Raw genomic sequence first — 22854 nt, forward strand, 5'->3', positions numbered from 1 at the left:
GCAGCGCCGGGGTCAGGCGTCGTCCAGGGTCGGCCCCTCGTCCGCGACCTGGCGCAGGCTGGCGACCATCGAGCACTCGGGCCAGTGCTTCGCGTGCAGGTCGGCGAACTCCTGCTGATTGGCGATCGCCTCGTCGAGGGTGTCGAACTGCAGCAGCGCCCAACCCCCCACGGCCTCGCGGGCCTCGGCGTAGGGCCCGTCGACCCGGGTGACCTCGCCCTTGCGGACCACGAAGTTCACGGCGTCCTCGAGGCCGAACAGCCCGCCGCCGTCGAGGAAGTGGCCCTGCTGGGCCTGCTCGCCGATGTAGCTCTCCATCGCGTCGAACAGCGCCTTCGGCGGGTTGCCCTGGCCCTCTTCCATCCGCACGAATCCCATGAAACGCGGCATCGTCATCAGTCCTTCGGTTCGTTGGTGGGTGACTTACGAACCTACGTCGAACGGCTGTTGCGGGTTTCGACATCGCGCCGGGAACTGATTCATCACGGGATGTAGGCGAGCGGTCGCTTCCCATGCGGAACTCCGCCCGGGAAGCGCGGATTCGCCTACATCCCGTGATGAAGCCGCAGCCGGAACGCCGTCAGACGTTGCGCCGGTACTGCCCGCCCACCTCGAAGAACGCCTCGGTGACCTGGCCGAGTGAGCAGACCCTCGCCGCGTCCATGAGGACGGCGAAGATGTTCTCGCCGGTGGTGGCCGCCTCCTTGAGCCGCGCGATGGCGGCGGTGGCGTCGTCGGCGTGGCGGGACTGGAAGTCGCGCAGGCGCACCAGCTGCGACTCCTTCTCCTCGGTCGTGGCGCGGGCCAGCTCGATCTCGTCGGGCGTGCCGTCGCCGCTCTCCGGGGCGCGGAAGGTGTTGACGCCGATGATCGGCAGGGTGCCGTCGTGCTTGCGGTGCTCGTAGAGCATCGACTCGTCCTGGATCCGGCCGCGCTGGTAGCCGGTCTCCATGGCGCCGAGGACGCCGCCGCGCTCCGAGATGCGGTCGAACTCCGTCAGCACCGCGGCCTCGACGAGGTCCGTGAGCTCGTCGACGACGTACGAGCCCTGGAGTGGGTTCTCGTTGGAGGCCAGACCCCACTCGCGGTTGATGATCAGCTGGATCGCGAGCGCGCGCCGCACCGACTCCGCCGACGGGGTGGTGACCGCCTCGTCGTAGGCATTGGTGTGCAGCGAGTTCGCGTTGTCGTAGATCGCGATGAGTGCCTGCAGCGTGGTGCGGATGTCGTTGAAGTCCATCTCCTGCGCGTGCAGCGAGCGGCCGGACGTCTGGACGTGGTACTTCAGCTTCTGGGAGCGCTCGTTGGCGCCGTACCGGTCACGCATGGCGACCGCCCAGATCCGGCGCGCGACCCGGCCGATCACGGTGTACTCCGGGTCCATGCCGTTGGAGAAGAAGAACGACAGGTTGGGCGCGAAGTCGTCGATGTCCATGCCGCGGGCGAGGTACGACTCGACGTAGGTGAAGCCGTTGGCGAGGGTGAACGCGAGCTGGCTGATCGGGTTCGCCCCGGCCTCGGCGATGTGGTAGCCGGAGATGGAGACGGAGTAGAAGTTGCGGACCTGCTGCTGGATGAACCACTCCTGGATGTCGGCCATGCAGCGCAGCGAGAACTCCGTGGAGAACAGGCAGGTGTTCTGCCCCTGGTCCTCCTTGAGGATGTCGGCCTGGACGGTGCCGCGGATCGACCTGAGCGCCTCGTACGGGTCGAGGCCGCGCTCGCGGGCCTGGTCCATCGCGGTGTTGAGGTAGAACGCCAGCACCGTCGGGGCGGGGCCGTTGATGGTCATCGACACCGAGGTGGTGGGGGAGAGCAGGTCGAAGCCGTCGTACAGCGCCTTCATGTCCTCGAGCGTCGCGACGGACACGCCGGAGGTGCCGACCTTGCCGTAGATGTCGGGGCGCTCGTCGGGGTCGCGGCCGTAGAGGGTGACCGAGTCGAAGGCCGTCGAGAGGCGGGTCGCCGGCTGGCCCTCCGACAGCATCCGGAACCGCTTGTTGGTGCGGAACGGGTCGCCCTCGCCGGCGAACATGCGGGCCGGGTCCTCGTCGGCGCGCTTGAACGGGAAGACGCCGGCGGTGAAGGGGAAGTGGCCGGGCAGGTTCTCGCGGCGCCAGTAGCGGACCAGCTCGCCGTGGTCCTCGAACCGGGGTACGGCGACCCGCGGGACCCGGTTGCCCGAGAGCGACTCCCGGCCCCGGGTCGCGGTGTCCTCGTCGTACTGCGCGACGACGCCGGGCCATCCCGCCAGCTGGTCGCGGACGTCGAGCGGCAGGTCGTCGTTGGCCCGGGCCGCAGCGGCCGCGAGGTCCTCGATCTCGGCGAGCTCCTCGGCCACGGCGGAGAAGCGCTGCGCGCGGCGGGCCTTCTCGACGAGCATCTCGGTCTCGGCGTGGTAGTCGCGCACGGTCCCGGCGATCTCGGCGAGGTAGCGCACCCGGTCGGCGGGCAGCACGGTCTTGATCCGGGTCGACTTCTTGCCGTCGACCGGGGCGAGCATGCCCTCGCCGGCGGCGAGGCCCTTGCCGACGAGCAGGCCGCGCAGGTGCTGGTAGAGCGCGGTGACGCCGTCGTCGTCGAAGGTGGCGGCGGAGGTGCCGAAGACCGGCATGTCGGCGGGCTGCTTGCCGAAGGCCTCGCGGTTGCGGACCATCTGGCGCCCGACGTCGCGCAGGGCGTCCTCGGCGCCGCGGCGCTCGAACTTGTTGATCGCGACCGCGTCGGCGAAGTCGAGCATGTCGATCTTCTCCAGCTGCGACGCCGCGCCGAACTCGGGCGTCATCACGTAGAGCGAGGTGTCGACGAACGGCACGATCGCGGCGTCGCCCTGGCCGATCCCGGGGGTCTCCACGACGACGAGGTCGAAGCCGGCCGCCTTGATCACGGTGAGCACGTCGGTGAGGTGCTCGGGCACCTCGTGGGCCCCGCGGGTGGCGAGGCTGCGGAAGTAGACCTGGTTGCGGTCGAGCCCGTGGCCGGTGAGGTCGAGGCTGTTCATCCGGATCCGGTCGCCGAGCAGCGCGCCGCCGCCCTTGCGCCGGGTCGGGTCGACGGCGAGCACGGCGACCCGGACCTTGTCCTGCTGGTCGACGCGCAGGCGGCGGACCAGCTCGTCGGTGAGACTGGACTTGCCGGAGCCGCCGGTGCCGGTGATGCCGAGGACGGGTACGGCGTGGGCGGCCGCGGCCTCCGAGAGCCGGTCGAGCAGGCCCTGGTCGAGCCGGCCCAGCTCGGCGCCGGTGATGGCGCGGGCGAGCGCCGCGCGGTCGCCGCTGAGGACCTGCTCGGCGGTGACGCCGCCGGTCTCCCACAGGTCGGTGTCGCACGCCTCGACGACCGTGTTGACCATGCCCGGGAGGCCGAGCCGCTGGCCGTCCTCGGGGGAGAAGATCGTGACGCCCGAGCTGCGCAGCCGGTCGATCTCGTCGTGGACGATGACGCCGCCGCCGCCGCCGACGACCTTGATGTGGCCGGCGCCGCGCTCGCGGAGCAGCTGGGTGAGGTACTCGAAGTACTCCACGTGCCCGCCCTGGTACGACGACACGGCGATGCCCTGCACGTCCTCCTCGATCGCGGCCTCGACCACCTCGGCCACCGAGCGGTTGTGCCCGAGGTGGATCACCTCGCAGCCCTGGCTCTGGAAGATCCGCCGCATGATGTTGATCGAGGCGTCGTGGCCGTCGAACAGGCTGGACGCCGTCACCAGGCGGACGGGGTGCTGCGGGACGTGCAGGGCGTGCTCGGGCATCGATCCTCCAAACTCCTTGGATCTCCGATAGTAGGACGTCCAAGTAATCTGGAAAAGTCCTGAGCCGCCATTCACCCGGATAAGGTCTGCCGCATGCCCGACCCCCGCCTGCCGTTCGACCCGATCGACCGTGCCGGCGACCTGTGGGAGAAGCACTTCGGCGACGCGACCGCGATGCGCCTGGCGACCTCGGTCATGCGGGTCCAGCAGTTGATGATCGGCGCGCTGGACGCCGCCCTGAAGCCCTTCGGGCTGACCTTCTCCCGCTACGAGGTGCTGGTGCTGCTGCTGTTCAGCCAGCACGGCTCGCTGCCGCTCAGCAAGATCGGGGAGCGGCTGATGGTGCACCCCACCTCGGTCACGAGTGCGATCGACCGGCTCGAGGCGCAGGGCTTCGTGGTCCGCGTGCCCGACGAGGCCGACCGCCGGCGTACCCTCGCCCGGCTGACGCCCGAGGGTCGCGCCACCGTGCGCCGGGCGACCACGGCGGTGACCGCGATCGACTTCGCCGTGACCGGGCTGAGCGGGGACCAGCAGGCCGACGCCTACGGCCTGCTGCGGCAGGTGCGGCAGGCGTCGGGCGACTTCGCGGGCTGAGCGCCACCCGGGTCGCGTCCGGTTCCCGGTCGGCCGGAGCCCCCGGGCTCCTGCGGCGTTGTCCTGTTACCCACCTTGGTGGGTGGCATCGTGGCGTCCGGGTGCCGACAATCACGGAGCGACGGCCGCAGGAAGGCCGTCGCTCCGGGTCAGGACCACATGGGGGTGGAATCGACATGACGCTGGAGAACGCGCTGCTGGTCGACGGCGACGGCTCGCCGACCGACCGGCACCTGGTGCTCGAGTCGCGCAGCTGGGACGAGATCCGGGTGAACACCGACCAGGTGTACATGCCCTTCCGGGCGCGTCCGTCCGGCGCGGGTATCCCGCACTCGACCAACTATACGGCGGGGGTGGGCCCCTTCACGCTGAGTCGCTTCCGCTACGGCACCGGCGTCGACATCGAGGACTTCGAACCCGCGGCCGGCCGGGGGATCGTGCTGACCTCGGTCGCCGGACGGGTGCGCCACCGCGGCGACGTCGTGACGGCGGCCGGCGAGACGTACGCCGTCGACGTCAGCCACTGCCGCTACTGGCTCAGTGCCGACCCGGAGCACGACCAACTCAACCTCACCTTCCGGCACCAGGACCTCGCCGACCTCCATCTGCGCTGGTTCGGCACCGCCGCCAGCCCCCGGCTGTGGGAGCTGGCCTTCGGGTTGGGCGGTCCCGGCTCGAGCTGGCTGGCGCTGCTCGACTACGCGGCACGCGGGGTCGCCGAGCTGCCCGAGGAGATGGCCGACGGAGCCCTCGGCCGACGGGTCGCGGAGCTGATGGGGGTGCACCTGCTCACCGAGTGGAGCCGCCGGTTCGGCGAGGTCCCGGACGTGGCGACCCCCGCACCGCGGTACGTCGGCGCCGCGGAGGCCTATCTGCGCGAACATGCCAGCGCCGCCCCCACCCTCGGTGAGGTCGCCGCCGCCGTGGGGGTGAGCGTGCGGGCGCTCACCCTCGGATTCCGGCGCTACCGCGACCGGTCGCCGATCGCCTTCCTGCGCGACCTCCGGATGGACGGTGTGCGGGCGGACCTGCTCGACGCCGGGCCCGACGCCACGGTCTCGTCGGTGATCGCGGGCTGGGGCTACGTCAACCACGGCGTGTTCGCGCGCTCCTACGAGCAGCGCTTCGGCGAGCTCCCGTCGGTCACCCTCGGCAGGGCCTCGACCCGACGCTGAGGGCCGGTCCCGGCCGGACACCCGCAGCCGGGCACGGCCGGGACAGGAGTGCCCGTGGGAGACGGAACCGTGCCCGCGGGAAGTGGTGGGCGTCACATCGGCATTCCTAGCGTGGGCGGGCGTCGTCATCGCCGTGTCCAAGGAGGAACGCCCGTGAGCACCGAGCTCGCTCCCACGCTCGAAGCCCCGCCCGACCCGTCGCCGGAGGGCGCCGCCGTCGCCTCCGGCCCGAAGCTGCGCCGGGTCGCGCTCGCCAGCTGTGCCGGCACCACCATCGAGTTCTACGACTTCTTCATCTACGGCACCGCCGCTGCCCTGGTCTTCCCGACCGTGTTCTTCCCCGCCCTCGGAGCATCGGCAGGCGCGGTGGCGTCGTTCGCGACCTTCGCCGTGGCCTTCGGCGCCCGACCTCTCGGCGCCGTGCTGTTCGGGCACTACGGCGACCGGCTGGGTCGCAAGCGGACCCTGATCAGCACGCTTCTGCTGATGGGTGCCGCGACCTTCCTCATCGGCTGCCTGCCCTCGTCCGACAGCATCGGCGTGGCCGCTCCCGTGATCCTGGTCGTGCTCCGCGTCGCGCAGGGGCTCGCCGTCGGCGGAGAGTGGGCCGGCGCGACGCTGCTGGCCGCCGAGTACGCCCCGCCCAGCCGCCGCGGCCTCTTCGCGACCTTCCCCCAGCTCGGTCCGGCGCTGGCCTTCGCGCTCTCCAGCGGCACCTTCCTGGTCGTGAACCAGCTCGTCGGTGAGACCTCCGGCGCCTTCCTCGACTGGGGCTGGCGGCTGCCCTTCCTCGGCAGCGCCCTCCTGGTGCTGGTAGGGCTCTACGTGCGTCTCGCGGTCGAGGAGACGCCGGTGTTCCAGGACGTCGACGACCGGCGTCGCACCACCACCGCGAAGCGGACCGCGCCGATCGTGGACACCTTCCGGCGCCAGTGGCGCGAGGTCCTCGTCGCCGCCGGCTCCCTGGCGATGCTGTTCGCCTTCTTCTACGTCGGCACCGCCTTCCTGACGTCGTACGGCGCCACGGCGATGGGCCTCAGCCGGGGCACGCTGCTGACCGTCGGCGTCGCGGCGAGCGCGGTGTTCGGCGCGTCCATCGTGCTCTCCGGCGTCTACAGCGACCGGATCGGACGGGTGAAGGTGGTGCGTGGTGCCTGCTATGCGGCGGTGCCGTGGGGCCTGGTGCTGTTCACCGTCCTCGACGGCGGGTCCACGGTCGCCTTCGCGATCGGCCTGGTCGGGACCCTGGTGATCTTCGGGGCGGCCTACGGCCCGGCCGGCGCGCTGCTGCCCGAGATGTTCGACGCGGAGTACCGGTACACGGGCGCCGGCATCGCGTACAACCTCGCGGGTGTCATCGGCGGGGGCACGGCCCCCATCCTCGCTGCCGAGCTCGCGCCGACCTACGGCGGCGACGCGGTGGGCCTGATGCTCGCGGCGTTCGGGGCCCTCTCGCTCGCCTGCAGCCTCCTGCTGCCCGAGACCAATCGGCGGTCCCTGGCCGCTGACGCCCCCTCCTGAGGCCTTCGGGTCTTGAGCCCTCCCGGCGGACCGCGCCCGGCCGCCCCGCTCCCGAGAGAAGTGAGATGAAGCAGATGAACCGAACCCGCTCGATCCTGGCAGCTGCGCTCCTGGTCGGCACGGCCGGCCTCGCCGTCGTGCAGCCCCTGAGCAGTGGCGCGAGCAGCGCCGCGGAACCGACCGTGCCCCCGAAGGTCTGCGAGATGACCCGGACCGGGGAATACCCGCGGGCCCGCCCCGAGGAGGTCGGGCTCGACCCGGCGCTGGTCGCCAAGGCGGCGGCGTACTGGACCTCGACCGGCTCGGAGACGGTCAAGATCTTCAAGAACGGCTGCCTCGTGAAGGAGGGCGGCCTGGACAAGGTCTTCGACCGGATCCCACGGTTGAACTGGAGCCAGACCAAGACGATCACCGCTCTCGTGGCGGGCGTCGCGCAGTACCACGGGCTGATCGAGGTGGACGACCCGATCGGCAGGTACCTGCCCGACGACCTGGGGGACGAGGTGCACCGGTCGGTCAAGATCCGGCACGTCCTCAACATGACGACCGGGTACCGGATGAACTGGGTCCGCGGACTCAATCTGGTCGCCGACCACTCCCGGGTCCGGGGCATCCTGGCCGCCGACCAGGTCCACCCGCCCGGCACCTACTACCACTACGACCAGGACACCCCGTCCCTCGTGAACTACGTCGTCCAGCGGGCGATCTGGGAGAAGGTCGATCCCGATCTCGACCTCCAGGACTGGCTGCAGCGAGAGCTGTTCGACAAGCTGGGGATCCCGAAGTCGGCGTACTTCTGGCAGCGTGACCGGTCGGGCACCACCCTCGGCTACTCCCAGCTCTTCCTGCGTCCGCTCGAGTTCGGTCGGTTCGGGGAGCTGATGCGCACCGGCGGCACCTACCAGGGCGTGCGGCTGATCGGGGAGGAGTTCATGCGCGGGCTCACCCGGGGCGCGGTGAACGACGCCGGCGAGAGCGTCAACTGCGGGTACGGGTACCTGGTATGGCGCAACGGCTGCCGACCCGACGAGCACCAGGTCAACATCTCCCTGTTCGGCCGGAGCGAGATCACGCCCACCGGCCCGTGGATCGCGTCGGCACCCCGCGACATGTACTACTCGTGGGGGCTGCACGGCCAGCACATCTTCGTGATCCCCAGCCTCGACATGGTGGTGACCCGCAGCGGCGAGGTGCCGCCGGACGCCCTGCCCGGCGTCGTCCGGCTCGACCCCGACGCGGTGGTCAGCGGTGCCCAGAAGGGCGGGTACTTCAGGTTCTTCCGGATCCTGATGAACTCCGTCGAGGCGATGCCCGCGGACGTCGACATCGCGCAGCCGACGGGACCGTACCGGTGGACGCCGTCGCTGGACGTCGACCTGAAGGACTTCGTCCACCCGGACGCCATCCTCGGCTCCTACCTGGGCCTCGGCAAGGAGGCGCCCATCGGCTGCACCGTGCTGGCGTGCAAGGACGAGCCGAACGACGGTCTGAAGTGGGTGCTCGACGTGCCCCGCGTCGTACCGGGGATCGTCGGACTCGACCGCCGGCCGAACGGCTGATCCCGATGACCCTGCATCGTGACCCCGGCCCGGGCGCCGGCCCCGTCGCGCTCCGGGCGCCGTCGCGCCACGCCCTGCTGCTGACGGCCTGGCTGGTCGCCTGCGCCGTCGGCGTGTCCGCGGCGATCGACGGCGCCCGCGCGTTCGACCCGCCCGGTCCGCCGCCCGCGGCCGCCGAGCGTCCGGGCGCCGGGGACCCGGCCGTCGAGGATCCGGGCGCCGGTGAGCCGGAGCCCACCGCGCGGCCTGAGGGGCCCACGGCACCGGCCGACGTGCTCGCGGACGCCGAGCGGCGCTGGCGGGCGGCCTGGGCGGCGTACGTCGCGACGCTCCGTGGCCCGGGTGCCCGGACGCCGCCCCCGGTCGCGATCCCCGGGCCGGGGACGCGCGGCGGACCCGGGGGCGGACGGGCGCCGGAGCCGGGCCCGGCCACCGGGCCGACGGGGGCCTCCGGGGCCGAGACGCCCGCGGTCTCGGCGCTGACCGGCCAGCCGGCGGCACCGCCCCCGGTCGTGCCCGAGCCGGTCCGGCCGGAACCGGTCGCGCCGGTCCCGCCGGGGCCCGGAGCCGAGCCGCCGGGTCCGCCGTCGGGTGGTCTCCTGACGCTGGTCTCCGGCCTGATCGAGGACGTGCTGGGCCTCCTGCGCTGATCCGCGGCGGACCGGCGCTCGGGACCGGCCTCAGTAGACCGTGATCCGCAGCGCCCGCATCTTCGCGTAGAGCGTGGTCCGCGAGATGCCGAGCGCCTGGGCCGCCTTGACCTTGTTGCCGTCGTGCTCGCGCAGCGCCTCCACGATGACGGTGCGCTCGGCCCGGTCGATGGGTGCCAGGCGGCGGGCGGGCTCCTGGGTCCGGTAGGCCTCGGGGAGCACGTCGAGGACGACGGCGCCGGTGCGCTGACGGCGTACGACGTGCTCGACGACGGCGCGCAGCTCGCGGAGGTTGCCGGGCCAGGGCTGGGAGGACAGCGCCCCGAGGGCGCCGGGCGTGAAGTGGAGGGAGGGGTCGGCGCCGAGCTCGACGAGCATCGCGCGGACCAGCTCGGGGATCTCGTGGGGCCGGCCGGACAGCGGCGTGAGCAGCCGCCGTTCGGTGCACTCGCCGGCCAGGGCGGCGGCGCGGCCGGAGAGGGAGTCGACCGGGCCGCCGACCAGCACCAGGCGTGGCGCCCGGCGCTCGGCCAGATGGGCGGCAACCAGGTCGAGGAGGTCGTCAGGGAGCAGGTCGAACCCGTCGACACACACCGAGCCCTGGCCGGCCCGGACGAGGGCGGCGAAGTTGCGGGCCCAGGCGTCGGTGCCGTCGAGCAGTGCGGACGCGGCGCTGAGGACGGCGACCGGCTGGAGGTCGGCGAGGCGGCGCGCCTCGGTCGAGCGGCCGGAGCCGGGCGGGCCGGAGACCAGCAGGGGAGCGTGGGCGGCGGTGGTCGCCGCCGCCGGGTGGGTGCGGCGGGGCTCGCGGTGCGGCTCGACGTGGAGGAGCGCGCCCCCGCGGGCGCCGCCGACGCGCGCGGCCTCGACCCGGACCTCCAGCCCGGACTCGAGGGTGAGGTCGATCGACGCCTCGCCGCGCACGTCCGAGGCCAGCATCCGCAGCAGCGCCACATCGGTCGACCCGAGCAGGTCCGCGGCGGCCTGGTTGGACATCAGCAGGTCGTGGCCGATCGCGACCACCGCCCGCCGCCGGCTGGCGGCGGCCTGGAAGGCGGCGAGCAGCTGCTTCTCCGAGACCCGGCTGCCGTCGAGCAGCCGCTGCTCGATGTCGGCCACCGCGCGGGCCACCAGCGGCGGCAGCAGCGGGCTGGCCTCCTCCATCAGTGCCGTGATGTCGAGGACGCCCTCGATCCGGCGGGTGGTGGGATGGAAGATCGGATGGCCGTAGCAGCTGAACCGCCGCAGGGCCACGGCGAAGTGCTCCCGGCCGTTGACCGAGATGCTGGTGCGCGTCTCCAGCACGGTGCCGAGCGCGTTGGTGCCGACCGCCTCCTCCAGGAGGGACGCCCCGACGTCCACGCCGAGGTTGTCGAACGCGCGCCGCGCGCCCGTGTCGCCGCACCAGCGCTGGGCGATCCGGCCGTCGCGGTCGACCAGGAGAGTGCCGAACATGGTGCCCTCGAGCTGCTCGTTGAGCTCGTCGAGCACGGGCGAGGCGGCCATCTGCAGCGGCGTGGTGTGGTCGACGTCGCCGTACGTCAGGTGATCCAGGGCCGAGCCGGGGGTCAGCCCGGCGAGCTCGGCGCGCCGCCAGGACTCCGCGATCGGGTCGCGCAGGTCGTGCGTCTGTGTCGTCACGCGTCTCTCCCTGCCTCGGCTCCTCGTGGCGGCCGTCACAGTATGCGGACCAGGGTTGGGAGGCGGTTGTCCAGTTTCTGAACACTCGCCCGCGGCCGGTCTTGCGAGTGTGGCGGGCGTCACCCAGCCCCGTCGCTCCAGCCTTCCGGCGCGAGATCAGGAGAACCCTCATGAAGACCAAGGCCGCAGTCGTCTACGAGACCGGCAAGCCGATCGTGATCGAGGAGCTCACCCTCGACAAGCCCCGCGAGGGCGAGGTGCTGATCCGCTACACCCACGCCGGACTGTGCCACTCCGACGTCCACATCGCGCACGGCGACCTGGAGGCTCGGCTGCCGATGGTCCTGGGCCACGAGGGCGCCGGGATCATCGAGGAGGTCGGCCCCGGCGTCACCCGGGTCAAGGTCGGCGACCACGTCGTGTGCTCGTTCATCCCCAACTGCGGCACCTGCCGCTACTGCGCCAACGGCCAGCAGTCGATCTGCGACATGGGCGCGACCATCCTCGACGGCTACCTGCCCGGGGAGCGGTTCCCGATCACCGGTCCCGCCGGCGAGTACGGCGCGATGTGCATGCTCGGCACGTTCAGCCAGTACGGCGTCATCCACCAGAACTCCTGCGTCAAGGTGGACGACGAGCTGCCGCTGGAGAAGGCCGTCCTGGTCGGCTGCGGCGTCCCGACGGGCTGGGGCGCGGCGGTCAACACCGCCGAGGTCAAGGCCGGTGAGACCGTCGTGGTCATGGGCATCGGCGGCATCGGCATCAACGCCGTCCAGGGGGCCGCGCTGGCCGGGGCGAAGAACGTCATCGCGATCGACCCGCTCGCCAACAAGCGCGAGAAGGCGATGGAGCTCGGCGCCACGCACGCGTTCGAGTCGGCCGAGCTCGCGATGGAGACCATCACCAACCTGACCCGCGGCCAGATGGCCGACGCGGCGATCCTCACGCCCGGGCTGATGACCGCGGAGATCGTCTCCGACGGCTTCAACGCGGTCGGCAAGGGCGGCAAGGTCGTGCTGACCGGCCTCAACAAGCTGGAGGAGACCAACATCCAGCTGCCCGGCTCGGTGCTCACGCTCTACCGCAAGGAGCTGCGCGGCAGCCTCTTCGGCGACTGCAACCCGACCGTCGACATCCCGCGGATCCTGGGGCTCTACCAGTCGGGCGACCTCAAGCTCGACGAGATCCTCACCCGCACGTACACGCTCGAGCAGGTCAACGAGGGCTACGACGACCTCCTCAACGGCAAGAACGTGCGCGGCGTCGTCATCCACGAGCACTGAGGACCGATGACTGCTGTGCTCACGGCGCTGTCGGTCGTCGACCGGGCGCGGGAGACCGAGCTTCTCGAGGCGGCGTTGGCCAGTGGCGCCCACGTCGTCCTCGAGGGGCCTCCCGGCACCGGCAAGACCACCCTGCTGCGCCGGGTCGCCGCCGCCCGGGACCGCTCGTTCGCCCTCGTCGAGGGCAATGCCGAGCTGACCCCGGCCCGGCTGGTCGGCCACTTCGACCCTGCTTTGGTGCTGAGCCGGGGCTACCAGCCGGACGTCTTCGTCGACGGACCGCTCCTCACCGCCATGCGCGAGGGCGGCCTGCTCTACGTCGAGGAGCTCAACCGGGTGCCCGAGGAGACCCTCAACACCCTGCTCACCGTCATGTCCGAGCGGGAGATCGTCGTCCCGCGGCTCGGCATGGTCCGCGCGGCGCCGGGCTTCGCGGTCGTCGCCGCGATGAACCCCTACGACGCCGTCGGCACCGCCCGGGTGTCCTCGGCCGTCTACGACCGGACCTGCCGGATCGCGATGGGCTACCAGTCGGCCGAGGCGGAGCAGGAGATCCTCGCCCAGCGTGCGCCGGTGCCGTCCGAGGCGTGGCGCGACCGTGCGGTGGCCCTGGTCCGGGCCACCCGCGAGCATCCCGAGCTCCGGGTGGGCTCGTCGGTGCGCGGCACGATCGACCTGGCCGGGATCAACCACCAGCTGGCCCGGGCCCGCGGGGTCACCGAGGACGACTGGCACACCGGCCTGGACGCCGCGCTGGTCGCGCTGAGCGGGCGGGTCCGGGTGGACGAGGCATCGACCCGGCGGCCCGAGGAGGTCATCACCGAGCTCTACGTCGCGCACTTCGGCGCCGACCCCGAACAGGCCACCGACCCCGAGTCCGGCGAGGAGCCGCGCTCGGGGGAAGCCTGAGCCCGCCCCCTGCGGGGGCGGGCGGCACCCCACTCACGCCTCCACCCGCCTCGCGGCGCGGCCGCCCGGACCGGACCCACGGCCGCTCGGAGCTGGCGCGCAACCCGCGCTTCGAGGAGCTCTCGCCGGAGGTCGGCGAGCTCGACGTCGAGGCCGTCGAGTCGGCCGTCGCCGAGGACCCGGACGACGTCCTGCCGCTGCTCGCGCTGATGAGCCGGGCGACGGATCCCGCGTTGCGGGCCCGGGTGCAGGCCCTCGTGCCGCGGCTCGTGCTGGAGCGGGCGCGCAGCGGTCCGCACGGCCGGATCGGGGCGGGTCGGCTGCGGCCGACCCGGGCCGATCGCGGGGGCGACCTCGACCTGGACGCGTCCCTGGAGGCGGTCGCCGTCGCCCGCGGCGAGGGCCGGCCGCCGGCCCTCGACGAGCTGACCGCGTCGGTGTGGGAGCGGCCCGCGAGCGCGCTGTGCCTGCTCGTCGACCGCTCCGGGTCGATGGACGGACGACGGCTCGCGACCGCGGCGATGGCCGCCGCTGCCTGTGCGCTGCGGTCGGCCGAGTCCGGTGGCGAGCTCGCGGTGGTCGCCTTCGACCGCCGCGCCGAGACGGTCGTCGGTCTCGGGACGGCGAGCCCGGCCCGTCGTACCGTCGAACGCGTGCTCGGCCTGCGCGGCCACGGGATGACGTCCCTCGACGCGGCCCTGCGGGCGGCGCGCGAGCAGCTCGCCGGGGCGCGGGCCCGGCGCCGGATCACGGTGCTGCTCTCCGACTGCCGGGTGACCGACGACGTCGACCCGCTGCCGGCCGCGCGCGGGCTCGACGAGCTGCTGGTCGTCGCACCGGCGTCGGATGACGACGAGGCCCGCCGCTTCGCCCGCGAGGCCGGCGCCCGGGTCGCCTCGCTCGACGCGCTCGCCGAGCTGCCCGTCGTCCTCGACCGGCTGCTCGCACCGTGAATGTCCAGAAGCTGAACACCCCCCGAGCGCGCGGGCCACGACGCTCGGCGCTACCGATCGACTTCCCTACGGAGGAACCATGACCGACCTGCTCGTCCCCACCGACCACGCCGCGCTCCCCGCCGTGCGTGACTGGCTCGCCCGCCCCAAGGGCCTGTTCATCGGCGGCTCCTGGGTGGACGCCGCCTCGGGCCGCACCTTCGAGACCCGCGACCCGGCGACGGGGCAGGTCCTCACCCGGGTCGCCCACGGCGAGGCGGAGGACGTCGACCGCGCGGTGCGCGCCGCCCGGACCGCGTTCGAGGGCGAGTGGGCGCTGTGGACGCCTGCCCAGCGCCAGCGCCTGCTGTTCAAGATCGGCGAGGCGATCTACGACCACGCCGAGGAGCTGGCCCAGCTCGAGTCGCTCGACAACGGCAAGTCGGCGGGCGTCGCGCAGGCCGTCGACATCACCTGGGTCGCCGAGCTGTTCCAGTACTACGCGGGCTGGGCCACCAAGATCGAGGGCCGGACCATCCCGGTGTCCGTCCCGTGGGCGCCCGGCACCCAGTGGCATGCCTACACCCTGCGCGAGCCGGTCGGTGTGTGCGGCGCGATCGTGCCGTGGAACTTCCCGCTGCTGATGGCCGCCTTCAAGATCCCGGTCGCACTCACCTGTGGCAACACGGTGGTGCTCAAGCCGGCCGAGGACACCCCGCTCACCGCGCTCCGGCTCGCCGAGATCATGGCCGAGTGCGGCCTGCCGGACGGTGTCTTCAACGTCGTGACCGGCTACGGCGACGCGGGGGCCGCGCTGGCCGGCCACGACGACGTCGACAAGATCGCCTTCACCGGCTCGACCGAGGTCGGCAGGCTCATCGTCGATGCCGCCAAGGGCAACCTGAAGAAGGTCTCCCTGGAGCTGGGCGGCAAGAGCCCCCAGGTCGTGTACGCCGACGCCGACCTCGACCTCGCCATCCCCGGCACCGCCTCGGGCTTCCTGTTCAACCACGGCCAGACCTGCACCAGCGGCACCCGTCTGCTCGTGGAGGACCGGATCTTCGACGAGTTCACCCAAGGTGTCGCCGAGGTCGCCGCCGCCAGCAAGCTCGGCCCCGGCCTCGACCCGACCTCCACGGTCGGGCCGCTGGTGTCGCAGACCCAGCTCGACCGGGTCCTCGGGTACGTCGACCAGGGCCTGCGCGACGGCGCCCGCGCCCTCACCGGCGGCGCGCGCCACGGGGACACCGGCTACTACGTCGAGCCGACCGTGCTCGTCGACGTCGACTCCTCGTTCAGCGTCTACCGCGAGGAGATCTTCGGGCCGGTCGTGGTCGCCACCCCGTTCAGCGCGGAGCGCGGCGTCGCGGCGGCGGCCAACGACACGCCGTACGGGCTCGCCGCCTCGGTGTGGACCAAGGACGTCACGAAGGCGCACCGCACCGCGCGTCAGATCAAGGCGGGCACGGTGTGGATCAACTGCCACAACGCCTTCGACGCCGCGATGCCCTTCGGCGGGTACAAGCAGTCCGGCTGGGGCCGCGAACTCGGCGCGTCGGCGATCGACGCCTACACCGAGCAGAAGTCGGTCAACGCGCTGCTGGCCTGACCGGCCGGGCCCTCCGCGCCGGCCACTCCGGCGCGGTGCCCTCGATCGAGGGTGCCGCGCCGGCCGCCTTCCGACGAGAGTGAGCACCATGAGCACGACGACCGCCCTCACGACCACCGCGTTGCGCGCCGCCCGCGACGGCCTGCTGGAGCGGCGCACGTCGTACGACGCGGCGGTGGCGGGCTTCGAGTGGCCGGAGGTCGGGCCCACGTTCAACTTCGTGCACGACTGGTTCGACGGCTATGCGCGCGGCAGCGACCGGCCGGGCCTGGTCATCGTCGAGGAGGACGGCAGTCGGGCGGCGTACTCGTTCGGCGAGCTGGTCAGCCGCTCCGAGCAGGTCGCCGCGCATCTGGCCGCCCAGGGGATCGGCCGCGGCGACAGCGTCGTGGTGATGCTCGGCAACCAGGTCGAGCTGTGGGAGTCGATGCTGGCGCTGATCCGGCTCGGCGCGGTGATCATGCCGACCACGACCGCGGTGGGGCCCGCCGAGCTCGTGGACCGGCTCGGCCGCGGCGCCGCGCGTGCGGTCGTGTGCAATGCCGCCGACGCCGCGAAGTTCGACGAGGTGCCCGGCGACTACGCGCGCCTCGCCGTGGGCGAGGCCCCGTCGGGCTGGCTGTCCTACGCCGCGGCGTACGACGTCCCGGCCGCGCCGCTGCCCCACCCGGGCAACGCCAGCACCGACCGGCTGCTCCTCTACTTCACCTCCGGGACCACCTCGCGGCCCAAGCTCGTCGAGCACACCCACGTGTCCTACCCGGTCGGCCACCTGTCGACGATGTACTGGCTCGGCCTGCAGCCGGGCGACGTGCACCTCAACATCTCCAGCCCGGGCTGGGCGAAGCACGCCTGGTCGAACTTCTTCGCGCCCTGGCTCGCGGAGGCCACGGTCTTCGTCTACAACTACGCGCGCTTCGACGCGGCCGCGCTGCTCGGCCAGCTCCGGACCGAGGGCGTGACCACCTTCTGCGCGCCGCCGACCGTGTGGCGGATGCTCATCAACGCCGACCTGTCCGGTGGCCCGGGCAAGCTCCGCGAGGCCATCGCCGCCGGCGAGCCGCTCAACCCCGAGGTGATCAGCCAGGTCGAGCGGCACTGGGGGCTGACCATCCGCGACGGCTTCGGCCAGACCGAGATGACCGCGGCGATCGCGAACACGCCCGGCCAGCCGGTGAGGTCCGGCTCGATGGGGCGCCCACTGCCCGGCGTACCGGTGGTGCTGGTCGATCCGCTCACCGGCACCGTCGTCGACGGCGTGGGGGAGGGCGAGATCTGCCTGGACCTGCACGACAGCCCGGCCGGCGCGCCGCTGACGCTGATGACCGGCTACCAGGGCGACCCGGAGAAGAACGCCGACGCGATGGCCGGCGGTCACTACCACACCGGCGACGTCGCGGCCCGGGACGAGGACGGCTACATCACCTATGTCGGCCGCACCGACGACGTCTTCAAGGCCTCCGACTACAAGATCAGCCCGTTCGAGCTGGAGTCGGTGCTGATCGAGCACCCCGCGGTCGCCGAGGCGGCGGTGGTCCCGGCGCCCGACCCGGTGCGCCTCGCCGTCCCGAAGGCGTACGTCGCCCTCGTGGCCGGACACGAGCCGACGGAGGAGACGGCGGAGTCGATCCTGCGCTACGCCCGCGAGCACCTCGCGCCCTTCCTGCGGGTGCGTCGACTGGAGTTCTACGAGCTCCCCAAGACCATCTCCGGCAAGATCCGCCGGGTCGAGCTGCGCCAGCGCGAGGCCGAGGTCGAGGGGCAGCGGCCCGTCGGGGAGTTCCGCGACGAGGACTTCCCGGGGCTGCGGGGCTGATCCGGCTGGCGGGCGGCCGCCGGGTCCGGGTTGGCGTGTAACACGCTGTCCACTCGACTGGTCGCCGGTTCTCCGCGGAAATCGCCCGGAATCAGCCGGATTTCTGCTGACAATCGCCAGGTAGTCAGGTGGACAGCGTGTTACAGCACCTGCCCGCCCGACCGTCCCGCGAGCGGATCAGCCGTAGGTGTAGAACCCGCGGCCGGTCTTGCGACCGAGCAGCCCGGCCTCGACCATGCGGGCCAGCAGCGGCGGGGCGGCGTAGAGGGGCTCCTTGAACTCCTCGTAGAGCGACTCGGCGACGGCCTTGACGGTGTCGAGGCCGATCAGGTCGGCCAGCGCGAGCGGGCCCTGCGGGTGCGCGGCGCCGAGGACCAGGCCGTGGTCGATGTCCTCCGCGGAGGCGAAGCCGGACTCGAACATCCGGATCGCGGAGAGGATGAACGGGATCAGCAGGGCGTTGACGACGAAGCCGGCGCGGTCCTGGCAGTCGATGGCGGTCTTGCCCAGGTCGTCCTGCACGAAGGCCCGGGCCCGCTCGGTGGTGGCCTCGTCGGTCATCAGGGACGGGACCAGCTCGACCAGCTTGAGCACGGGCACCGGGTTGAAGAAGTGCACGCCCAGCACGTGCGTCGGCCGCTTCGTGGCGACGGCGAGCTTCATGATCGGGATCGACGAGGTGTTCGAGGCGAGGATCGCGTCGGGGCTGGTCACGATCTCGTCGAGCCGGCGGAACAGGTCGGTCTTGGCCTGCTCGTCCTCGACGATGGCCTCGATCACGATGTCGCGGTCGGCGAGGGCGGTGAGCTCCTCGACGACGCGGATGTGGGCGAGGACGGCGTCCGCGGACTCGATCTTGCCGCGGCTCTCGGCGCGCTTGAGGGAGCTCTCGAGGCGCTGGCGGGCGGCCTCGACGGCGGCGGGGGAGGACTCCACGACGATCACGTCCTTGCCGGCGCGGGCGTTGACCTCCGCGATGCCCGATCCCATCAGGCCGCCGCCGACCACTCCCACACGCGCGATGCTCGTCATCAGGTTCCCCTCGTTCGTCGGCCGCGTGCCGGTCGCCGGGCCGTTGCTAGGACGTCCTAGTAAACGTACGGGTGACCGGCGAGTAGGGCCAGCCGGGGTCTCGCGGCGGCGGGACTCCGTCCGGTCAGTCGAGGGCGGCGGTCACGGCGGTGACGAGCGCCTCGGAGGTCCGCTCGACCATGGCGAGCACGGTGCGGAACCCGGCGTCGCCGCCGTAGTAGGGGTCCGGGACCTCGCCGCCGGGCTCCTCCGGGTCGAAGTCGCGGAACAGCCGGACCCGGGCCGGGTCCGCCTCGCCGAGGGCGCGCAGGTCGCGCAGGTTGTCGCGGTCCATCGCGAGGACGAGGTCCTGCTCGTCCAGCCAGGACACGAGCACCTGCTGCGCGCGGTGCCGGCTGGCGTCGTAGCCCTCGGCGGTCAGCAGCGCCGCCGCGCGGCGGTCCATGGGGTCGCCGGCATGCCAGTCACCGGTGCCCGCGCTGACCACCGCGACCCGGTCGTCGACCCCGGCCTCGGCGACCCGGGCGGCCAGGACGACGTCGGCCATCGGCGAGCGGCAGATGTTGCCGAGGCAGACGAGCGCGATCCGGTACTGCCCCGGCGAGCGGGGCGGGGGAGCGGCGACCATCGGCGCTGCGCTCAGTCGTCGACACCGACGACGGCGTCGAGGAACCAGGTCGTGATGCTGATGATGATCGAGCCCCAGACCGCGGGCCAGAAGCCGTCGACGTGGAAGCCGATGTCGACCGCGTCGGCCAGCCATGCGGTGAGGAGCAGCAGCAGTGCGTTGAGCACGATGAGGAACAGGCCCAGCGTCACCAGGATGAACGGGATCGAGAGCAGCGTCAGCAGCGGCTTGACGAAGGCCGTCACCACGCACGAGATGAGCGCGACCCCGACCAGGGGCAGCCACTTGTCGTCGAACTCGGCGCGGCCCGACGTCGCGCCCTCGAACCAGATGCCGCCGATCAGCTGCGCGGCGACGGCGAGCGCCGCTGCGGTGATCGCCCAGCGGGACAGGAAGGCCAGCATGCGGCCAGTCTTGCAGAGGCCCCACCGGGCGCGCGACGACGCGGCCGCGCCGCTACTCCAGCCCGAGCGCCTCGATGATCTCGATCTCGGCGTCGGCGATGTGCGCGCGCAGGAAGGCGTGGGCACCGCCGGGGCCGTCGATCCGGCCCGCCTCCAGCAGCTCGACCAGCCCCTCGTGGGACCCCGCCTCGTCGTGGGCGTTGCGGTGCATCCGCTCCACCTGCGCCAGCGCGAGCCTGAGCTCGGCCATCAGCGCCTCGGCCATCTGCACCAGCCGGGTGCTGCCGGTCAGCTCGACCAGGGAGACGTGGAAGGCGAGATGGCGCTCGTTGAGCTCCTCGTAGGACGCCTCCCCGCCGCGGACGGCGGCGGTGTAGGCGTCGAGCGTGGTGCGCACCCGGGCCCGTCGTACGGCGTCCGCGGCGGGCCAGGCCTGGACGCCGGCGCCCTCGAGCACCCAGCGCGCGCGGCACACGTCGCGCACCGAGTCGGCCCGCGGCGTGGCGACCATGACCCCGCGGTGCGGCTCCCTGGTCGCCAGGCCCTCGGCGACCAGGACGGTCAGCGCCTCGCGGACCGTGGGCCGCGAGACGCCGAGGGACTCGGCCAGGGCGACCTCGCGCAGCGGCGTGCCGCTCTCGAGCTCGCCCTCGAACACCGCACGCCGCACCTCCGCGGCGACGCGCGTCACCGTCGAGGCGTGCTCCACGCTCAGCGGGGTGAAGACTCCGGCCATGACCCCATTGTGCAAGCACCGGGCTCCACCCACGCCTTAGGCTGACCCCCGTGCCTCCCGAGCTCCCGACCGACGGCCCGTCCCTCGAGGTGGGCGGAGGACGCGGCCTCCGCGCCGTGGTCGCCGTGCTCGGGGTGCTGCTGGTCGTGGCGATCGTGGCCGTGGCGGCGTTCCTGATGGCCGGGCGCGACGGCGACGACGACGGCGGCCGGGTCGTCGAGGACGCCAGCAGCACGGTGCCCGAGGCCCCGGCATCGGGCACGACCCTCGACCTGCCGACGATCGACCCCTCGGACTTCCCGAGCGACCTGCCGACCACCGTGCCCACGATGCCGGCCAGCAGGATGCCGAGCCTGCCGGCGGTTCCGAACGAGAAGCCCACCAAGGTTCCGACCGGCTTCCCGTCGGGTATGCCCACCCAGATCCCGGACTTCCCCACCGACCCCGCTGACATGGAGTCCTGGTTCTCCGAATACGTCGAGCAGATGGGTCCCTGATGAGCCAGCCCCCACCGCCGTACGGCGCCCCGCCGCCCCCGCCTCCCGCCGGCCCGCCCGGCGGATCGAGCGGGCCGAGTGGGCCGCCCCCGAGCGGCCCTCCCCCGAGCGGGCCGCCGCCCTTCCCCCCGCCGGGCACCCCGGGCGGTCCCGGCGGCCCGTGGGGCCCCGGCGGACCCGGTACGCCGGAGCGCGGCTCGGGCAAGGGCCGGTGGATCGTGCTCGGCATCGTCGGCGCGGTCCTGCTCGTCGGCGTGATCATCGGCCTCGTCGTCGCTCTGTCGGGTGACGACGACGGCGACGGGCGGGGCGACGACAGCTCCGCCGGTGGGCCCGAGGACGTCGTCGAGGACCTGGTCGACGCGGCCGAGGACGGCGATTGTGCGGCGGCGGAGCGGCTGCTCACCGAGCAGGCCAAGGCGGCCGATCCGTGCGATTCCGAGGCTTTCGCGCTGCTCGCGAGCGAGGACGTCGAGTCCGAGGTCCACGAGGCCAGCATCGACGGCTCGACCGCGAGCGTGCAGGCCGACTTCAGCAGCTCGGCGGGCCGGGCGACGTACACCTTCCTCCTCGAGAAGGTCGACGGGACCTGGCTGGTGTCGTCCTACGCGCCCTCGCGCACGACCGGCTCCGAGGATCCGGACGCCGGCTCCGACGACGGTCCCGGTGAGGAGCCGACCGGCGTGCTCACCGCCCCGCCCACGTCGGGCGGGAGCCCGTCCGCCGGCGGCTCCAGCACCGCCGACGCCGTCCCCAACGAGCCCGGCGCGGTCGTCGAGGCGTTCTTCGACGCCGCCTTCGCCGGGGACTGCGCGACGGCCGAGGACCTGGTCACCTCGGCGTACCTCAGCAAGGGCGGCCGGTGCAGCGCCGACCAGATCCCGACGGGTCTGGGCGACCTCGTCACCTACGAGGTCGGTGCGGCCCAGGTCGACGAGGACGCGGGCACGGCGACGGTGCAGGTCGAGGTCTCCGTCCAGGGCACCGCTCAGGAGTTCCAGATCGACCTGGCCCTCGAGGGCGGTCGCTGGAAGATCGACAAGGCCGGCTGACCGGCGGCCCGTCCGGCATCCTGACCGCGTGCGCTCCCTCACCGCCACGGTGGCCGTCCTGCTCGCCACCCTGCTCGCCCCGCTCGCCATCGCGGGCACCTGGCTGACCGCCCGCGTCGACGACCGGGACGAGTACGTCGACACGGTGGCCGGCCTCGCGGACGACCCGACCGTGCGCCGGGTCCTGGCCGACGCCGCCGCGGCGGGCGCGATCGAGGCACTCCAGCAGTACTCCCCGGTCGGCCTGCCCGCGGCGGCGCGCGACTGGGCGCGGGCCGCCGCGACCGTGGTCGTGGAAAGCCCCGAGTTCCCGACGTTCTGGCGCTCGGCCAACGCCGACCTGCACGACCAGGTGCTCACGATCCTCGAGGACCCCGACGCCCCGGCGGACGGATCGATCACCGTCGACGCGAGCCTGCTCGTGGCCCAGGTCCTGCTGCAGCTCCAGGACCGCGGCATCCCGGTCGGCCTGCTGCCCGACATCCCGCTGCAGGTGCCCGTGGAGCGGGAGGCCAAGGTCGCCGAGGCGGGCCCGGCGTACCGGACCCTCGACGGCGTCACTCGGGTGCTGCCCTTCGTGTGGCTGGGCCTGGTCGCGGTCGCGCTGCTGGCGGCCCGCGGCTGGCGCGGCCGGTGTCGGACGGTTGGCCTGGCCCTGCTCGGGGTGGCCCTGGCGGCGGTGGCGCTGCAGGTGGCCGCCGCGCCGCTCGCGTCCGCCGCGCTGGACCGGGTGGAGGTCGAGCGGCGCGAGCTCGCCGGCGTGCTGCTCGACACCGTCATCGGCTCGCTCGAGCCCTATGCGCGCGGCTTCCTGCTGGCGGCCCCCGCCGGCCTGGTCCTCGTGGTCCTCTCGCTGTGGTCGCGCCGTCGCGGCGAATCGTCCGCCCCGGGGGCCGACTACTACTAGGCTCACGCGCGTGAGCGACCCGTTCCCCCACCTGGGCAGCCGCGACCGGACCGACCCCCATCGTCCCCGGTCCCCGGGCCCGCCTTCCGGGAGGCGCGGCGACAGCTCCGCCGAGCAGTGAAGCACCGGTACGACGACCCGGCTCCCCGCGTCGT

At 72.8% G+C, this 22854-nt stretch carries 20 protein-coding genes; 13 read left to right on the forward strand and 7 right to left on the reverse strand.

Translation table 11 applies throughout. The annotated features are described in order from the left end of the window. Nucleotides 1–12: 12 nt before the first annotated feature. Together QJ852_02950 and QJ852_02955 are read right to left on the reverse strand one after the other, a co-directional pair. Nucleotides 13–396, reverse strand: a complete 384-nt coding sequence (locus QJ852_02950; protein ID WGX97401.1) for a YciI family protein — start codon at nucleotides 394–396, stop codon at nucleotides 13–15. Between the two features lie 184 nt (nucleotides 397–580). Continuing rightward, complete coding sequence (locus QJ852_02955; protein WGX97402.1) at nucleotides 581–3751, reverse strand: methylmalonyl-CoA mutase family protein; 3171 nt, start codon at nucleotides 3749–3751, stop codon at nucleotides 581–583. Between the two features lie 93 nt (nucleotides 3752–3844). On the opposite strand from QJ852_02955, the gene QJ852_02960 reads away from it, so the two are divergent. The 5 genes from QJ852_02960 to QJ852_02980 all read left to right on the forward strand — a co-directional run bounded on the left by QJ852_02960 (nucleotide 3845) and on the right by QJ852_02980 (nucleotide 9253). Next, complete coding sequence (locus QJ852_02960; GenBank protein WGX97403.1) at nucleotides 3845–4348, forward strand: MarR family transcriptional regulator; 504 nt, start codon at nucleotides 3845–3847, stop codon at nucleotides 4346–4348. Nucleotides 4349–4524: 176 nt separating this feature from the next. Beyond that, the gene (locus QJ852_02965) at nucleotides 4525–5523 is read left to right on the forward strand and encodes an AraC family transcriptional regulator (GenBank protein ID WGX97404.1); all 999 of its coding nucleotides are present in this window, start codon (nucleotides 4525–4527) and stop codon (nucleotides 5521–5523) included. 153 nt (nucleotides 5524–5676) lie between these two features. Beyond that, entirely contained in the window at nucleotides 5677–7044 is a 1368-nt protein-coding gene (locus QJ852_02970) for an MFS transporter (GenBank protein WGX97405.1), read from the forward strand. A gap of 65 nt (nucleotides 7045–7109) precedes the next feature. Continuing rightward, on the forward strand, nucleotides 7110–8603 hold the full coding sequence (locus QJ852_02975; protein ID WGX97406.1) for a serine hydrolase: 1494 nt from the start codon (nucleotides 7110–7112) through the stop codon (nucleotides 8601–8603). A 5-nt stretch (nucleotides 8604–8608) separates the two neighbouring features. After that, nucleotides 8609–9253, forward strand: coding sequence for a hypothetical protein (locus QJ852_02980; protein WGX97407.1), 645 nt, complete (start codon nucleotides 8609–8611; stop codon nucleotides 9251–9253). Between the two features lie 30 nt (nucleotides 9254–9283). Here the strand turns inward: QJ852_02980 and QJ852_02985 are convergent, their stop codons facing one another. Beyond that, entirely contained in the window at nucleotides 9284–10894 is a 1611-nt protein-coding gene (locus QJ852_02985; GenBank protein WGX97408.1) for a helix-turn-helix domain-containing protein, read from the reverse strand. A 170-nt stretch (nucleotides 10895–11064) separates the two neighbouring features. On the opposite strand from QJ852_02985, the gene QJ852_02990 reads away from it, so the two are divergent. The 5 genes from QJ852_02990 (at nucleotide 11065) to QJ852_03010 (ending at nucleotide 17443) form a co-directional block, all read left to right on the forward strand. Continuing rightward, nucleotides 11065–12177, forward strand: coding sequence for an NDMA-dependent alcohol dehydrogenase (locus tag QJ852_02990; protein WGX97409.1), 1113 nt, complete (start codon nucleotides 11065–11067; stop codon nucleotides 12175–12177). 6 nt (nucleotides 12178–12183) lie between these two features. Beyond that, nucleotides 12184–13086, forward strand: a complete 903-nt coding sequence (locus tag QJ852_02995; protein WGX97410.1) for a MoxR family ATPase — start codon at nucleotides 12184–12186, stop codon at nucleotides 13084–13086. Nucleotides 13087–13295: 209 nt separating this feature from the next. Further along, on the forward strand, nucleotides 13296–14039 hold the full coding sequence (locus QJ852_03000; GenBank protein ID WGX97411.1) for a VWA domain-containing protein: 744 nt from the start codon (nucleotides 13296–13298) through the stop codon (nucleotides 14037–14039). Nucleotides 14040–14118: 79 nt separating this feature from the next. Continuing rightward, nucleotides 14119–15627, forward strand: a complete 1509-nt coding sequence (locus QJ852_03005) for an aldehyde dehydrogenase family protein (GenBank protein WGX97412.1) — start codon at nucleotides 14119–14121, stop codon at nucleotides 15625–15627. Between the two features lie 88 nt (nucleotides 15628–15715). Continuing rightward, entirely contained in the window at nucleotides 15716–17443 is a 1728-nt protein-coding gene (locus QJ852_03010) for an AMP-binding protein (protein WGX97413.1), read from the forward strand. Nucleotides 17444–17620: 177 nt separating this feature from the next. Here QJ852_03010 and QJ852_03015 read toward each other — a convergent pair whose 3' ends face one another. The 4 genes from QJ852_03015 to QJ852_03030 all read right to left on the reverse strand — a co-directional run bounded on the left by QJ852_03015 (nucleotide 17621) and on the right by QJ852_03030 (nucleotide 20243). Further along, entirely contained in the window at nucleotides 17621–18466 is an 846-nt protein-coding gene (locus QJ852_03015; GenBank protein WGX99522.1) for a 3-hydroxybutyryl-CoA dehydrogenase, read from the reverse strand. 133 nt (nucleotides 18467–18599) lie between these two features. Continuing rightward, nucleotides 18600–19103, reverse strand: a complete 504-nt coding sequence (locus tag QJ852_03020; protein WGX97414.1) for a low molecular weight protein-tyrosine-phosphatase — start codon at nucleotides 19101–19103, stop codon at nucleotides 18600–18602. A gap of 11 nt (nucleotides 19104–19114) precedes the next feature. Beyond that, nucleotides 19115–19507, reverse strand: a complete 393-nt coding sequence (locus tag QJ852_03025; protein ID WGX97415.1) for a phage holin family protein — start codon at nucleotides 19505–19507, stop codon at nucleotides 19115–19117. 52 nt (nucleotides 19508–19559) lie between these two features. Next, complete coding sequence (locus QJ852_03030; GenBank protein ID WGX97416.1) at nucleotides 19560–20243, reverse strand: GntR family transcriptional regulator; 684 nt, start codon at nucleotides 20241–20243, stop codon at nucleotides 19560–19562. A gap of 50 nt (nucleotides 20244–20293) precedes the next feature. On the opposite strand from QJ852_03030, the gene QJ852_03035 reads away from it, so the two are divergent. Genes QJ852_03035 through QJ852_03045 form a run of 3 tightly spaced genes read left to right on the forward strand, consistent with a single transcriptional unit; the run spans nucleotide 20294 to nucleotide 22699 of the window. Then, on the forward strand, nucleotides 20294–20740 hold the full coding sequence (locus QJ852_03035) for a hypothetical protein (GenBank protein ID WGX97417.1): 447 nt from the start codon (nucleotides 20294–20296) through the stop codon (nucleotides 20738–20740). Next, nucleotides 20740–21792: a hypothetical protein gene (locus tag QJ852_03040; protein WGX97418.1), complete on the forward strand. Its 1053-nt coding sequence runs from the start codon at nucleotides 20740–20742 to the stop codon at nucleotides 21790–21792. Before QJ852_03035 ends, QJ852_03040 begins: the two co-directional genes overlap by 1 nt. A 28-nt stretch (nucleotides 21793–21820) precedes the next feature. After that, a complete protein-coding gene (locus tag QJ852_03045) occupies nucleotides 21821–22699 on the forward strand; it encodes a hypothetical protein (protein ID WGX97419.1) in 879 nt (292 codons plus the stop codon). Nucleotides 22700–22854 lie beyond the last annotated feature (155 nt).

The sequence above is a fragment of the Nocardioides sp. L-11A genome (assembly GCA_029961745.1).
Lineage (GTDB): Bacteria > Actinomycetota > Actinomycetes > Propionibacteriales > Nocardioidaceae > Nocardioides.

Bases quoted from the DNA above. Each gene is read 5' to 3' on its own strand.
- QJ852_02960 (WGX97403.1), top strand. From the start codon at position 3,845: ATGCCCGACCCCCGCCTGCCGTTCGACCCGATCGACCGTGCCGGCGAC.
- QJ852_02975 (WGX97406.1), top strand. From the start codon at position 7,110: ATGAAGCAGATGAACCGAACCCGCTCGATCCTGGCAGCTGCGCTCCTG.
- QJ852_03040 (WGX97418.1), top strand. From the start codon at position 20,740: ATGAGCCAGCCCCCACCGCCGTACGGCGCCCCGCCGCCCCCGCCTCCC.
- QJ852_02990 (WGX97409.1), top strand. From the start codon at position 11,065: ATGAAGACCAAGGCCGCAGTCGTCTACGAGACCGGCAAGCCGATCGTG.
- QJ852_02965 (WGX97404.1), top strand. From the start codon at position 4,525: ATGACGCTGGAGAACGCGCTGCTGGTCGACGGCGACGGCTCGCCGACC.
- QJ852_02955 (WGX97402.1), bottom strand. From the start codon at position 3,751: ATGCCCGAGCACGCCCTGCACGTCCCGCAGCACCCCGTCCGCCTGGTG.
- QJ852_02950 (WGX97401.1), bottom strand. From the start codon at position 396: ATGACGATGCCGCGTTTCATGGGATTCGTGCGGATGGAAGAGGGCCAG.
- QJ852_03020 (WGX97414.1), bottom strand. From the start codon at position 19,103: ATGGTCGCCGCTCCCCCGCCCCGCTCGCCGGGGCAGTACCGGATCGCG.
- QJ852_02995 (WGX97410.1), top strand. From the start codon at position 12,184: ATGACTGCTGTGCTCACGGCGCTGTCGGTCGTCGACCGGGCGCGGGAG.
- QJ852_03010 (WGX97413.1), top strand. From the start codon at position 15,716: ATGAGCACGACGACCGCCCTCACGACCACCGCGTTGCGCGCCGCCCGC.
- QJ852_02980 (WGX97407.1), top strand. From the start codon at position 8,609: ATGACCCTGCATCGTGACCCCGGCCCGGGCGCCGGCCCCGTCGCGCTC.
- QJ852_03000 (WGX97411.1), top strand. From the start codon at position 13,296: ATGAGCCGGGCGACGGATCCCGCGTTGCGGGCCCGGGTGCAGGCCCTC.
- QJ852_03030 (WGX97416.1), bottom strand. From the start codon at position 20,243: ATGGCCGGAGTCTTCACCCCGCTGAGCGTGGAGCACGCCTCGACGGTG.
- QJ852_03005 (WGX97412.1), top strand. From the start codon at position 14,119: ATGACCGACCTGCTCGTCCCCACCGACCACGCCGCGCTCCCCGCCGTG.
- QJ852_03025 (WGX97415.1), bottom strand. From the start codon at position 19,507: ATGCTGGCCTTCCTGTCCCGCTGGGCGATCACCGCAGCGGCGCTCGCC.